The following is a 14,028-nucleotide window of genomic DNA, read 5'->3' on the forward strand; positions in this document are numbered from 1 at the left end:
CTTCGGCGCCTGGTTGGCCCGGCCGCTCGCGTCGTTCCATCTGATCGTCACCATCGCGACCCTGCTCACCGTGCTCGGTCTGGTGATGGTGCTGTCGGCGTCGAGCGTCGAGGCCTATGCCGGTGGCGGTTCGGCCTACGCGCTGTTCATCCAGCAGGCTATGTTCGCCGGGCTGGGCGCGATCGCCTTCTACGTGGCGTTGCGGCTGCCGCTGCGGCTGTTGCGGCAGTGGTCGTTTCCGATCTTCAGCATCTCGGTGCTCGCGCTCGTACTGGTGCTCATCCCCGGCATCGGCTCGATGCACGGTGGCGCGCGGCGCTGGTTCGACATCGGCCCACTGTCGATCCAGCCGTCCGAAGTGGTCAAGGTGACCCTGGTGGTGTGGGGCGCGCACCTGCTCGCCTCGCGACGCGGTGCGGCGCTCAAGGACATCCTGGTGCCGCTGGTGCCCGCCGGTCTGCTGGTGTGCCTGCTGGTGGTGCTCGAACCGAACCTGTCGACCACCATCGCGCTCGGCATCGTGCTGATGGCGCTGCTGTGGTTCGGCGGGCTGCCGGTGCGGCTGTTCGTCGGGATCATGGTGACCGGCCTGGTGGCCGCGTCGGTGCTGGCGCTGTCGGCCGGATACCGCTCCGACCGGGTGCGCGCGTTCTTCAACCCCGGTGACGATCCGCAGGGCGCCAACTATCAAGCGCGTCAGGCCAAGTACTCCCTCGCCGACGGCGGAATCTGGGGCCGCGGCCTCGGACAGAGCCGCGCGAAGTGGAGCTACCTGCCCAACTCGCACAACGACTTCATCTTCGCCATCATCGGCGAGGAACTCGGCTTCCTCGGCTGCATGCTGGTGCTGGCGCTGCTGGCGCTGTTCGTCTACGCGGGCATCCGCATCGCGCTGCGCTCGGTCGACCCGTTCCTTCGCCTGCTCACCGCCACCGCCACCACCTGGATCACCGCGCAGGCGCTGATCAACATCGGCTATGTCGTAGGGCTGCTGCCGGTGACCGGTTTGCAGTTGCCGTTGGTCTCGGCCGGTGGTTCGTCACTGGCGATCACGCTGTTCATGTTCGGCATCATCGCCAGCGCCGCCCGGCACGAACCGGAAGCGGTCTCAGCGTTGAAGGCGGGCCAGGACGGCCGACTCAGCAGGCTGCTGCGGCTGCCGGTGCCCGAGGTGTACACCCCGCCCGCGCCGCGAAAAGTCGCGCCGCGCCCCAGAACCGAACGCCCACGTCAGGCCCCTCGCCGCCAGCCGCCCGCCGACCGCAGGCGACGCGCGCCGGAGAGCCGCGGCACGAGTTCGCTACGGTCGACACGAGCATGGGAACCGACCTACCCGATGCCACACCGCCCGGTGAAACGGCGGACCGGCGGAGGTGGCGGCGCATGACGCCCGCCTTCGCGAGATCGATTCGAGATAGAGAGAACGAGGTAGATCCAGGTGAGTAACCCGCGATCCGGGTTGTCGGTGATCGTCGCAGGCGGGGGAACCGCAGGCCACATCGAACCCGCGCTGGCTGTCGCCGACGCGCTGCGCAGACTCGACGACTCGATCCGGGTGACCGCCTTGGGTACCGAGCGTGGACTCGAGACGAAACTGGTGCCCGAACGCGGGTACCCACTGGAACTGATTCCACCGGTGCCGCTGCCGCGCAAGCCCTCCGCCGATCTGCTGCGACTGCCCGGCCGGGTGCTCGCCTCGGTGAAGGCGACCAGGGCGGTGATCGACGACGTGCAGGCCGACGTGATCATCGGGTTCGGCGGCTACGTCGCGCTACCCGCGTATCTTGCCGCGCGCGGTGGGCTGTTCGGGCGCAAGCGCAAGGTGCCGGTGATCGTGCACGAGGCCAATGCGAAGGCCGGTATCGCCAACAAGGTCGGCGCGAAACTCGCCACGAAAGTGCTCGCCGCCGTTCCGGATTCCGGGCTGGCGGGCGCGCAGGTCGTCGGCATTCCGGTGCGCGCCTCCATCACCGAACTCGACCGTGCCGCTTTGCGCGCTGAGGCTCGCGCGCACTTCGGCCTGCCCGCCGAGGGACCGGTGCTGCTGGTGTTCGGTGGCTCGCAGGGCGCGCGCAGCCTCAACGAGGCCGTCTCCGGCGCCGCACCGCAACTCGCGGCCGCCGGCGTCTCGGTGCTGCACGCGCACGGGCCCAAGAACAGCGTGGAGGTGAGCACCGCCGACGCGCCGGCGCCGTATGTGGCGGTGCCCTACCTGTCGCGGATGGACTTGGCCTACGCCGCCGCCGACGCGGTGGTGTGCCGATCCGGCGCGATGACCGTGGCCGAGGTGTCGGCGGTCGGACTTCCCGCCTTCTACGTGCCGCTGCCGCACGGCAACGGCGAACAGGAATTCAACGCCCGACCAGTGGTCGCGCAGGGTGGTGGCACAATTGTGGCCGACGCCGAGCTGACCCCGAAATACGTGATCGATGAGGTGATTCCGCTGCTGCTCGACCCCGCTCGACTCGCGCAGATGAGCCGCGCCGCCGCAGGCGCAGGCCATCGCGACGCCGCCGACACGGTGGCCAGGATCGTCACCGAGGTCGCCCGATGAGCAAGCCGGAACAGGAGATCGGGGAGTCCACCGGCGCGGCCCTGCCCCCCGAGCTCCAACGCGTGCACATGGTCGGCATCGGCGGTGCAGGCATGTCCGGTATCGCGCGCATCCTGCTCTCGCGCGGCGGGCAGGTCTCCGGTTCCGATGCCCGTGAGAGCCGCGGTGTGCTGTCGCTGCGGGCTCGCGGCGCCGAGGTCCGCATCGGCCACGCCGCCGACGCGCTCGATCTGCTGCCCGGCGGCCCGACGGTCGTCGTCACCACCTATGCCGCCATCCCGAAGACCAACCCCGAACTGGTCGAGGCGAATCGGCGCGACATCCCCGTGCTGATGCGCCCGACCGTGCTCGCCGCGCTGATGCGCGGGCACCGGACCCTGCTGGTCTCCGGCACCCACGGCAAGACCTCGACCACCTCGATGCTGATCGTCACGTTGCAGCACTGCGGCGCCGATCCGTCGTTCGCGGTCGGCGGCGAGCTCAACGAGGCGGGCACCAACGCCCACCACGGCAGCGGTGACATCTTCGTCGCCGAGGCCGACGAGTCCGACGGCTCACTGCTGCAATACGACCCGGACGTCGCCGTGGTCACCAATATCGAATCCGATCACCTCGACTACTTCGGCACCGACGAGGCCTACATCCAGGTCTTCGACGACTTCGCCGACCGGCTCGCCCCCGGCGGTCTGCTGGTGGTGTGCCTCGACGATCCCGGCTCGCTCGCGTTGGCCCAGCGGGTCGCACCGCGCATGGCCGAACGCGGAATCGAGGTTCTCGGTTACGGCTCCGGCGATCTGGCCGACGCTCCCGTGCCCGTCGGCGCCCGGCTGATCGACTGGCAACCGCGGGACGTGGGCGGCATCGTCGAGTTCCAGCTCGACGGCGAGACGGTGCCGCGGTCGTTGCGACTGTCGGTGCCCGGCAGACACATGGCGCTCAACGCGCTGGCGGCGCTGCTGGCCGCCCGCGCCACCGGCGCCGATATCGACGAGATCGTGCAGGGCCTGGAGGGATTCGGCGGCGTGCATCGCCGGTTCCAGTTCACCGGTCGGGAAAACGGGGTGCGTGTCTTCGACGATTACGCCCACCACCCGACCGAGGTCCGCGCGGTGCTCGAGGCCGCCGCCCAACTGGTCGCCCAGGAAGCGCGTGACGGCGCCCGCCTGCAGCGCGGCCGGGTGATCGTGGTGTTCCAGCCGCATCTCTACAGCCGCACCGCCACTTTCGCCACGGAGTTCGGCGCCGCGTTGAGCCTGGCCGACGAGGTGGTCGTGCTCGACGTCTACGGCGCCCGTGAAGACCCGCTGCCCGGCGTCAACGGCGCGCTGGTCGCCCAGTCGGTGACCGAACCCGTGCACTACCAGCCGGATATGTCCAAGGTCGGCAAGCAGGTCGCCGGGCTCGCGGGCGACGGCGACGTCGTGATCACCATGGGCGCGGGCGATGTCACGATGCTCGGCAGCCAGATCCTCGACGGCCTGCGGGCCAGGCCGCAGCAGGGCGGCCGGTGAGATTGCCGATGCCCGCCGCGCGCGGGTGGCACGGCTACCGTCTCTGGACGGTGGTCGGGGTGGTCGTGGTGACCCTGCTGGTGGCACTGGCCTGGTTCACCCCGGCCTTGTCGGTGCGCACCGTGCGCATCGACGGCCTGTCGGCGGTGCCCGACGCCGAGGTGCGAGGTCGACTCGAAATTCCCGACGGCCGTTCGATGTTACGGATCGATACCACCGCGATCGCCCAGCGCGTGGCCGCGATCCCGAAGGTGCGCTCGGTCAGAGTGCAGCGTAAATTCCCCTCGACAGTGCTGGTCACGGTCGTGGAGCGAACCCCGGTGGTGTATTTCGACGCCCCGGACGGCGCCCACCTGATCGACGCCGAGAGCGTCGAATTCGCGATCGAGCCCGAACAGCCCATCGGGGTGCCGAAACTGCTCACCGAGGGCTCGTTCACCGGGCCCGCGGCGGCCAGGGCGGCGGTCGATGTGCTGGTCACCCTGCCGCCCGCCCTGTCGGTGCAGGTGGGCGAGGTTGTCGCACGGTCGATTTCGGACGTCTCGCTGAGCCTTCGCGATGGCAGGAAGGTAGTGTGGGGCGGCACGGGCGACGGCGAGCGCAAAGCTGCTGTCGTGTTGCCGCTACTGACCCGTGAGGGGACCGTGTTCGACGTTTCGAGTCCGAATCTGGTCACGGTAAAGTGAGCGACATTCTTTGTGGCACAAGATTCTGGCTCTCATCTCGGCGCGCCTGCGCCGCGATCGCAGTGGCTGCGAATAGCGTTCCGCAGCAGTCGGATACTTGACATAACGCCAACCCTATGGTTGAGGTTGAGGGTTTAAGATCGAAGGAAGGCGAGAGCCCATGACGCCCCCGCACAACTACCTTGCAGTGATCAAGGTCGTCGGTATCGGCGGCGGCGGCGTGAACGCCGTCAACCGAATGATCGAACAAGGACTCAAGGGAGTCGAGTTCATCGCGGTCAATACCGACGCGCAAGCCCTGCTGATGAGCGATGCCGACGTCAAACTCGATGTCGGCCGCGAACTCACCCGAGGTCTCGGTGCCGGAGCCGATCCGGAAGTCGGTCGCAAGGCCGCAGAAGACCACAAGGACGAGATCGAAGAGGTGCTCAAGGGCGCCGACATGGTCTTCGTCACGGCAGGCGAGGGAGGTGGCACCGGTACCGGTGGCGCCCCTGTCGTCGCCAGTATCGCCCGAAAATTGGGCGCCCTGACTATAGGGGTCGTCACCCGGCCGTTCTCTTTCGAGGGCAAGCGGCGCGGGAACCAGGCCGAAGTAGGGATCAACCTGCTTCGCGAGTCGTGCGACACCCTCATCGTCATTCCGAACGACCGGCTGCTGCAGCTGGGCGACGCGGCGGTGAGTCTGATGGACGCCTTCCGCTCCGCGGATGAGGTGCTGCTCAACGGTGTTCAGGGTATTACCGACCTGATCACCACCCCCGGTTTGATCAACGTCGACTTCGCCGACGTCAAGAGCGTGATGTCGGGTGCCGGATCGGCGCTCATGGGCATCGGCTCGGCGCGTGGTGAGGGTCGTTCGGTGAAGGCGGCCGAGACGGCGATCAATTCGCCGCTGCTCGAAGCCTCCATGGATGGTGCGCACGGCGTGCTGCTCTCGATCGCGGGCGGTTCCGATCTCGGCCTGTTCGAGATCAACGAGGCGGCCTCGCTGGTGCAGGAGGCTGCCCACATCGAGGCCAACATCATCTTCGGTACGGTCATCGACGATTCGCTCGGCGACGAGGTGCGGGTCACCGTCATCGCCGCGGGCTTCGACGGTGGCGGCCCGTCTCGACGCAATACCGAGACCAGCGCGGTCACCACCAGCCGGACCGGGTCGAACCCGATCGGTTCGGGTCGCGCGGGCGAGATCGGCCAAGGACGTCCGTCCGAGGCGCCGTCGCGTCCCACCGAGCCCGCCACGGCCGGGGTGTCCAGTGGTCGGGCCGCGGCGCCGAACTACCGCGATACCGAGCGGTACCGGGAGTCGGAGCGTCAGCGGGTGACAGAGGCGGCCATGAACCGCGTCAACAACCCGGAAGTGCACGAAGGCGACGACGACGACGAGATCAACGTCCCGGACTTCATGCGTCGATAAGCATTCGCAGACACGAAAGCGCCCGAACTCCTGTCGAGTCCGGGCGCTTTCGCGTTGCGCGGGGGATCAGCCCTTGGCGCTGCCGAGGCAATAAGTGATCTTCGGCTCATTGACCACGAGCACCTGGTCGGCGTCCTCGCCACACAGCTGCTCGTCGACCTGACCGTCGACGCGGGTGACTACCTTGAAGCTGGCGTCGGAGGCGGTGCACGGCACGAACTTGTAGCCGGTCATCATGCCCTCGTTGTAACAGCTGCCCTCTTTGAAGTTCGGGGCGAGACAGAGGAACGCGACCGTGCCGCCGCTGCCGAAGGTCTCCTCGTAGGAGGTGTAGTCCTCGTGGCATTCGACCTTCTTGTCGTGGACCTGCACGACCTGGTAGACGGCGTTCTCGGCCGAGCAGGCGACCGGCTCGGTCTTGGAGTCGATGATCGACGCCGAGATCACGTTGATGCACTCACCGACCTTCGAGCGGGCGGTGTCGGACTTGCTCGCGTCCTTGGCGACCTCGGAGACCTTGTCGATGGCCGAGCAACCCGCGGCACCGAGTGCCGTGACCGCCAGCAGCGCGAGCGAGAACCGCGAAACCATGCCCTTGCCGGTGAACGTCATGCGAACCTTCTTTCTGCAGAACCTCACCGCGGACCCTTCGGCGGTGTAGGCCCCGATCACCCAACCTCACCCCGAGCCGCCGAGCATCCGGGAAACCACGGTAATTCCGGGTAGGTGGCACCGTTATGCTCTGATCCGGCCGTTCACGGCCGATATCGCCAGTGAGCTACGGAGTGTCATGTTCGAACGCGCATTCGTCGGCCGCGCCGCCGAACTCGCCGCACTGACCACGACTTTCACCGGCCCCGACGCACCCTGGTTGCTGCTGGTCGACGGTCCGGCCGGAATCGGCAAGTCTCGCTTGATCGCCGAGTTCGTCGGCGCCGCCCGCTGTCGAGTGCTGATGGTCACCGGCACCGAAGACGCCAGGGCCCAACCGCGCTACCTCGCCGACGACATCGTCGAGCAGTTGGACGAGAGCCCGGTCGACGCCGACGAGGCACCGGCCGCACCGGAATTCGCCGCGCTGGACAGCAGCGAGATCGCGTCGTCGGCGCCCGACGGTGCCGACTTGGCTCGCCGGGTGCGACGTGCGCTCGGCGCGAAGGCGACCCTGCTCGTCGTCGACGACCTCCAATGGTCGGATCTCGAATCGTTGCGGTTGCTGAACTTTCTGATTCGCAACCGCCCCGTCCGCGGATTCCGGCTGCTGCTCGCCTTCCGCGAAGGCGGTTGCCCGCCGTCGATCGCCCGGCTGGTGCGGGCGCCGCGGGTGCGGACCGTACAGGTGCGGGTTCCGCCGTTCACCGAAGCCGACGTCGACGGTCTGCTGCCGGGGGAGGATCCGCGTCGGCGGGCCAGACTGTTGAGTGCCTCCCATGGCAATCCGCTGTATCTGACGCTGCTCGCCGATCTTCCCGACCGTGAATTGGACCGGGCGCTGCGTGGGGAGGAACCCGACCCCGCGTCGAACGACTTCGCGGCGCTGGATCGGACCATCCGCGCCGAACTGGCCCAGCTCCCGGAAACCGAGCGGCTGGTCGCGCAGGCCATCGCGGTGTGTGGGGTTCCACCCGATTTCGAACTACTGTGCGCGACAGCTGCTCTGCCGGAGTCCGTGGTGGTCGCGGCGGTGGACGGCCTGGTCGGGCGCGGCGTGGTCGGTGTGGGCGACGGCGCGGTGACGTTCGCCCATCCGCTGATCCGCACCGCCGCCTATCGCGTTTCCGGCCACGCATGGCGAGCGATGGCCCACCGCCGGGCCGCCGTCGCACTGCGGGCCCGCGACGCATCGATGCCCTCGCGCGCACGCCATCTCGAGCACGCGCTCCTCGGCGCGGACGAGATCGCGGGCGCGGAACTGCGACTGGCCGCCGAGCAGGTGCTCGCCGACGCACCGGCGGCGAGTGCGCGCTGGCTCTCGGCCGCCGCGCGCGTCGCCCCCGCGACCGACGACCCACTCGCCGAAGCTCTGGCACTCGGCCGGGCCCAGTTGCTGTCCGGTGCGGCAGCGCAGGCGGGGGAGACGCTCGAACCGGCGGCGGCCACCGCGGGCAGGCACCAACTGGAGGCGCTGCTGCTGTCGGCCCGGTGCGCGCGCATGCTCGGCCGCATCGATCAGGCACGAACACTGCTCGCCCACGGTGCGACACTGCCTCGCCGCCCCGGTGACGGACCGGTGCAACTGGAACTCGCGATCCTGGAAACGCAGGACCACCAGGACTCCGAAGGCCGAGCCCGCCTCACCGCCCTGTTCGACTCCGATGCCATCGACGACCCGGCCGTGCGCGCCGCCGCGACCGCCCTGCGCTGCCTCGGGCTGCTCGCCGACGCGCGAATCGTCGAGGCAGCGCAGCTCTACGATCCCTGCGACCGTGCCTTCGGCCAGCTCACCGACGCCGCCCTGCGCGAAGTGGTCCACGCCGCTCCCGTGTTCGGCTGGTGCGCGTACTTCCTCGACCGCGACGCGAGCGGCCTCCGTCAGCTGGATCGCGCGATCGCGGTGAGCCGCCGCTTCGGCCGCACCTACGCCCTCGCCGAACTCCATACTGTCCGTGCCTACTGCCTGGCCAAACTCGGCCGCCTCACCGACGCCATCGCCGCAGCCGACGAAGCCACCGATGCCGCGACCACCTTCCACTACCCCGACCTGCTCTCTTTCGCCGGCGCACTGAAACTGCGCACCCTGCAACTGACCGCTGCGCCCGCAGCGGTCGCCGCCCAGTGGCACACCGTCGCCGCCCTCCCACGCCCCACCATGCGCTGGTGGCGACAAGTCGTGGAGACAACCCTCTCCGATACCGCCCGAGCCGTCCCCGGCCCGATGCCCCCCGAGGACCGCCCGGGCCCTCTGCACCCGACCCACCTCTCCCGAGCGGCCCACGCCGCGATTGTCACCGGCGATCTCTCGACCGCAGACGCCTTGATCACCCGAGCCGAAGCAGCCGCCGCGGCGACGGCCACCACCCACGGCGCCCGCCCTGCCCACCTCCCCGACGCATCTGCCCCGGTCGGTGACGCGACTGTGGACGCGGAGTTTCCACTGGCAGCGGACGAGCGCCCGAACACAGGCACAGAGCTCGTCTCCTGTATCACCGGCGACCCTGCTGCCCCCGATGGCGCGCCCCCGAGTCGGGCAGTCGACGGACTCGGCAGCCAAGTCGGTGCGGCAGCCTTGGCACGCGCCGACTACGCCGCGGCCATCGGCGATACCGCGGCGGCGGCCGCGGCCGCCGAGGTGGCGATCGCGGCGTTCGCGCGTGCCGGGATGGTGGTGCACCGTGCGCAAGCCGAGTTGTTCGCCGGTGCGATCGCGGGCAGACGCGGTGACTTCGGCCAGGCGACCAGCCGATTCGCCGCCGCGCGTGCGACTTTCACCGAGACCGGCGCCATCCGCCTGCTCGACGAGGTGACGACCGCGCAGCGCAGGCTCGCAGGCGCCCAGCCAGTCGGCGCGCCCGCCGCCCTGACCAGGCGCGAGCGCGAGGTCGCCGAATTGGCCGCCCACGGCCACACGAACAAGGCCATCGCCGAGCACCTCTACCTCAGTCCACGCACCGTCGAGGACCATCTCGGCCGGGTCCTGCGCAAACTGGGACTGACCGGCCGCGCGGGCATCGCCCGCAGGCTCGGCGATCTCGACGGCGCCGATTCGTCCGCGTGATCGGCGGACCTCCTACCCGGGTTGACCGACGTCACCCCGGGCGCGGACCGCGCGACCTCACAACGGCACTACGCTCGAACACATGACTTCCGCACCTCCTACCGTGACCGTTCGCCGGGTGACCACCACCCGCACCGGTGGCTTCTCCGCCGCGCCCTACGACTCGTTCAACCTGGGTGACCACGTCGGTGACGATCCGGAAGCTGTGCGCCGCAACAGGGTTCGGCTGGCAGAAGGTATCGGCCTCACCCCTGATCGGTTGGTGTGGATGGAGCAGGTGCACGGGCGCACCGTCGAGATCGTCGACGGCCCCCGCGCCGAACCGGTACCGGTGACCGACGCACTGGTCACGACCGTGCCGGGACTGGCGCTGGTGGTGCTCACCGCCGATTGTGTGCCGATCCTGCTCTCCGACGACGAGGCGGGCGTCATCGCCGCCGTCCACGCGGGGCGCATCGGCGCCCGGATCGGCATCGTGCCGCGCGTGCTCGACGCGATGGTCTCGGTCGGCGCCCGCGTCGACCGCATCGGCGCCTTCCTCGGCCCCGCCGCCTCGGGTCGTCAATACGAAGTCCCCGCCGCCATGCGCGCCGACGTCGAAGCCCACCTACCCGGCAGCGCTACCACTACCGTTCGAAAGACCCCCGGTCTCGACCTGCGGGCGGGTATCCGCCGACAGCTCACCGAGGCGGGTGTCAGCGGAATCGCCGTTGACCCCCGCTGCACCATCGAGGACAAAACCCTGTTCAGCCACCGCCGCGGCGCCCCCACCGGCCGCATCGCCGGTGTGATCTGGATGGACTCCGCCGCATGACCGAAACGGGACGCGCCGCGGAGCTCTCAGCTCGTCTCGACGGCCTGCTCGCCCGCATCGACGCCGCCGTCGAATCGGCGGGTCGCCCGGCGGGTTCGGTCAGCCTTCTCCCGGTGACGAAGTTCTTTCCCGCCACCGACGTCGCCATCCTGCACGCCCTCGGCCGACGCGAATTCGGCGAGTCCCGCGAGCAGGAAGCCTCCGCGAAGGTCGATCAGCTCGGCTACGACGACGTCGAATGGCACATGATCGGCCGTTTACAACGCAACAAGGCACGCGCGGTGGCGCGGTGGGCGCACACCGTGGCTTCGGTCGACAGCGAACGGCTGGCAAACGCTCTCGACCGTGCCGCGCAGGACGCACTGGCAGCCGGCGAGCGTATCGCGCCGCTGCGGGTGCTGCTGCAGGTGAGCTTGGACGCCGACCCCGGACGCGGGGGTGTCGCACCGGCCGATCTGCTCTCCCTGGCCGACCTGGTAGCGAAGGCGCCCGGCCTGCATCTGGCCGGTCTGATGGCGATTCCGCCCCTTGACGTCCCGAGTCATGTGTCGTTTGCGAATCTTGCGACATTGCACACTTCGCTGCTTGCGCAACACGCCGAGGCCACCGACCTTTCTGCAGGTATGTCGGGTGATTTGGAGATTGCGGTCGAACACGGTTCGACGTGTGTGCGTGTCGGAACCGCCTTGATGGGCGCCCGGCCGATAACCTCGGCGTAGCAAAGAAACCTCACCAGTCACATTCGACACATACGATTGGGCTGAAGAGGCGCTGAGCAAGAACTTCAACACCCGGCCGCCACCGGGGCCGAAGGAAGGTCGACCAGATGAGTACCCTGCATAAGTTCAAGGCGTACTTCGGCATGGTTCCGCTCGATGAGTACGAAGACGACTACGTCGACGATCATGCCCCTCGCGGCGCGGAGGAGCGCGCGGGTCGCGTCCGCCCGCGCAGCTACGACCGCTATGCCGAAGACCGGTACGGCTCCGACCGTTTCGAGGACGAGGCCGACGACTTCCCACAGCCGGCGTACAAGTCGGCCTACCAGGCGCGTCGTGACGACTATGTCGCCGACACCTACGCCGACGATCGCTATGAGACGCCGCGTCGCCCCACCAGGATCGAAACGGCGCCGTCGTCGGGCCGGTCCTTCCGGGCAGGCGGTGTCGCACCCGGTATGCGCGGCTCCACTCGTGGTGCGCTCGCGGTCGATCCCGACGCCGAGGAGCGCAGGCTGGAGGAGCGCATGCGCCCCGAGCCCGCGCCCGCGCGGCGTCCTGGGATCTTCGAGGACGGAGGTCCCTTGTCCAAGATCACCACGCTGCGTCCACGCGACTACGGCGAGGCCAGGATCATCGGTGAACGGTTCCGTGAAGGGAATCCGGTCATCATGGACCTGGTCGACCTGAGCAATGCCGATGCCAAAAGGCTGGTCGATTTCGCGGCCGGACTCGCTTTCGCGCTGCGTGGTTCGTTCGACAAGGTAGCGACGAAGGTGTTCCTGCTCTCACCGGCCGACGTCGACGTATCAGCGGAAGAACGCCGCCGTATCGCCGAAAACGGCTTCTACAACCAGAAATAGACAACGCACACCCGATGCCGAGATGGCCGCCCGCGCACTGCGCGGCGCGGCCATTTTGCACCCTGCCGATTTTGCGGCAGAGTGAAGCCGTGGCCCTGTTCGCGGTTCTGTACCTCGTGCTTTTCATCTTCTGGCTGTTGCTCATCAGTCGGGTGATCGTCGAGTTCATTCGCAGTTTCGCGCGCGACTGGCGCCCGACTGGTGTAGTGGTGATCGTCTTAGAGGTGATCTTCACTGTTACCGACCCTCCGGTGAAACTTCTGAGGCGGTTGATACCTCCTGTGAATCTTGGGGGGATTCGTCTCGATCTTTCGATAATGGTCCTGCTCTTCCTCGTCTTCATCCTGATGTCGATCGTGGGTAGGCTCGGGCAGCCCGTGACCTCCGTGTGACACAATGAAACGAGTAGACCGCTTGCTAGTTCTCCAAAAGACGCGTGAAGGGATCCTTCGATGCCGCTGACTCCTGCCGATGTGCACAACGTCGCGTTCAGCAAACCGCCGATCGGTAAGCGCGGCTACAACGAGGACGAGGTCGATGCCTTCCTGGATCTCGTCGAACAGGAGCTTTCGCGCCTGATCGAGGAGAACGCCGACTTGCGTCAGCGGGTCGCCGAACTCGACACCGAACTGGCCGACGCCAAGAAGAACCGCGGACCTGCCCCGGTCAGCGCCGCCAAGGCGCCCGTGCAGCAGGTACCTCCTCCCGCGCCGGAACCTGTTCCGCAGCCGATCCCGGTCGCACCGCCCGCCCCGATGCCCGTCGCGGCGCCGGTGCAGAACAACGGCCCGGACGCGAACATGCAGGCCGCGAAGGTGCTCACCCTGGCGCAGGAGATGGCGGACCGCCTCACCACCGACGCCAAGACCGAGGCCGAGGGACTGCTCTCGAACGCGCGAGCAAACTCCGAGCGACTGGTCGGCGACGCCCGCACCCGTTCGGAAGCGATGATCGCCGACGCGCGTCAGAAGTCCGACGCGATGCTGTCCGACGCGCAGAATCGCTCCGACACCCAGATCCGGCAGGCCAAGGACAAGGCCGAGGCGCTCACCGCCGACGCCGAGCGTCAGCACGCCGAGATCATGGCCACCATCACCCAGCAGCGCACGGTGCTGGAAAGCCGCATCGAGCAGCTCAAGACCTTCGAGCGCGAGTACCGCGTGCGCCTGAAGTCCTACCTGGAATCGCAGCTGGAAGAGCTCGAGAACCGTGGGTCGGCCGTGCCGGTCGACGGCGGCGAGTTCGCGGGCGACACCAACGGTTCGGCCAACAGTCTGGCTCCCGCTTCCTTCGCCAAGGGCGGCAAGTAAACTAGTTTCCGAGTCGCGCGGCGCAGCGCGTCGCGTGATTCGGGAATGCCCAGTTATCGTCGGGCTGCTCGGTTGGCTTGGGAGTCACCATGCTCGTCTTGACGCTTGTTCTTGCGGCGATCGGCTTCGCACTGCTCGTCGCGGCGCTCGCCACCGGTTCGGTGGTATGGGCGTGGGGGTGCATTCTGATCTGTGTTATCGGTGCCGCGAGTTTGCTCGTGAGCGCGCTGACCAGCCGAAAACCCGAGAACGAACCGGTCCCACCCGGCCGACACGCCCGGCGGAACTGAACGGGCGCGGAATATCGACTGGACGCACCCGGTTAGAATCGAACTACACATGGCGCTGATCCGGCTATCACCGGGGAGCCTTCGGAAGAACGGCGCGCAGCGCTCAGTAGAACCGAACGGGGGAGCCCGTCACAGCTCACACAACG

Annotated in this window: 13 protein-coding genes; 12 read left to right on the forward strand and 1 reads right to left on the reverse strand. The window is 68.2% G+C overall.

Going from position 1 to position 14,028, the window contains the following annotated elements:
* Positions 1-13 precede the first annotated feature (13 nt).
* The 5 genes from ftsW to ftsZ all read left to right on the forward strand — a co-directional run bounded on the left by ftsW (position 14) and on the right by ftsZ (position 6,171).
* Positions 14-1,387: a putative lipid II flippase FtsW gene (gene ftsW / locus OHS03_RS04100; RefSeq protein ID WP_062988611.1), complete on the forward strand. Its 1,374-nt coding sequence runs from the start codon at positions 14-16 to the stop codon at positions 1,385-1,387.
* Between the two features lie 51 nt (positions 1,388-1,438).
* The gene (gene murG / locus OHS03_RS04105) at positions 1,439-2,554 is read left to right on the forward strand and encodes an undecaprenyldiphospho-muramoylpentapeptide beta-N-acetylglucosaminyltransferase (protein WP_328660896.1); all 1,116 of its coding nucleotides are present in this window, start codon (positions 1,439-1,441) and stop codon (positions 2,552-2,554) included.
* A complete protein-coding gene (gene murC / locus OHS03_RS04110; RefSeq protein WP_062988608.1) occupies positions 2,551-4,065 on the forward strand; it encodes a UDP-N-acetylmuramate--L-alanine ligase in 1,515 nt (504 codons plus the stop codon). The genes murG and murC overlap by 4 nt, the downstream gene beginning before the upstream one ends.
* Before the next feature lie 8 nt (positions 4,066-4,073).
* Positions 4,074-4,751, forward strand: coding sequence for a cell division protein FtsQ/DivIB (locus OHS03_RS04115; RefSeq protein WP_056816807.1), 678 nt, complete (start codon positions 4,074-4,076; stop codon positions 4,749-4,751).
* A gap of 160 nt (positions 4,752-4,911) precedes the next feature.
* Entirely contained in the window at positions 4,912-6,171 is a 1,260-nt protein-coding gene (gene ftsZ, locus OHS03_RS04120) for a cell division protein FtsZ (protein WP_056816448.1), read from the forward strand.
* 66 nt (positions 6,172-6,237) lie between these two features.
* On the opposite strand, the gene OHS03_RS04125 is transcribed toward ftsZ, so the two are convergent.
* A complete protein-coding gene (locus tag OHS03_RS04125; protein ID WP_328660899.1) occupies positions 6,238-6,783 on the reverse strand; it encodes an LppU/SCO3897 family protein in 546 nt (181 codons plus the stop codon).
* 178 nt (positions 6,784-6,961) lie between these two features.
* Between OHS03_RS04125 and OHS03_RS04130 the strand changes: the two genes are divergently transcribed.
* From OHS03_RS04130 to OHS03_RS04160, 7 genes are all read left to right on the forward strand, one after another.
* Positions 6,962-9,886, forward strand: a complete 2,925-nt coding sequence (locus OHS03_RS04130) for a helix-turn-helix transcriptional regulator (protein ID WP_328660901.1) — start codon at positions 6,962-6,964, stop codon at positions 9,884-9,886.
* An 82-nt stretch (positions 9,887-9,968) separates the two neighbouring features.
* Positions 9,969-10,700, forward strand: coding sequence for a peptidoglycan editing factor PgeF (gene pgeF / locus OHS03_RS04135; RefSeq protein WP_056816443.1), 732 nt, complete (start codon positions 9,969-9,971; stop codon positions 10,698-10,700).
* Entirely contained in the window at positions 10,697-11,419 is a 723-nt protein-coding gene (locus tag OHS03_RS04140; RefSeq protein WP_328660903.1) for a YggS family pyridoxal phosphate-dependent enzyme, read from the forward strand. The genes pgeF and OHS03_RS04140 overlap by 4 nt, the downstream gene beginning before the upstream one ends.
* 107 nt (positions 11,420-11,526) lie before the next feature.
* The gene (locus OHS03_RS04145) at positions 11,527-12,282 is read left to right on the forward strand and encodes a cell division protein SepF (RefSeq protein ID WP_056816438.1); all 756 of its coding nucleotides are present in this window, start codon (positions 11,527-11,529) and stop codon (positions 12,280-12,282) included.
* Between the two features lie 89 nt (positions 12,283-12,371).
* Positions 12,372-12,674, forward strand: coding sequence for a YggT family protein (locus OHS03_RS04150; RefSeq protein ID WP_056816435.1), 303 nt, complete (start codon positions 12,372-12,374; stop codon positions 12,672-12,674).
* A 60-nt stretch (positions 12,675-12,734) separates the two neighbouring features.
* Positions 12,735-13,592 (forward strand): DivIVA-like cell division protein Wag31, encoded by an 858-nt coding sequence (gene wag31 / locus OHS03_RS04155; RefSeq protein WP_062988599.1) that lies wholly within the window; start codon positions 12,735-12,737, stop codon positions 13,590-13,592.
* A gap of 89 nt (positions 13,593-13,681) precedes the next feature.
* The gene (locus tag OHS03_RS04160) at positions 13,682-13,882 is read left to right on the forward strand and encodes a hypothetical protein (protein ID WP_328660905.1); all 201 of its coding nucleotides are present in this window, start codon (positions 13,682-13,684) and stop codon (positions 13,880-13,882) included.
* The last annotated feature ends 146 nt before the right edge of the window (positions 13,883-14,028 follow it).

The organism is Nocardia salmonicida (assembly GCF_036142455.1).
Lineage (GTDB): Bacteria > Actinomycetota > Actinomycetes > Mycobacteriales > Mycobacteriaceae > Nocardia > Nocardia salmonicida.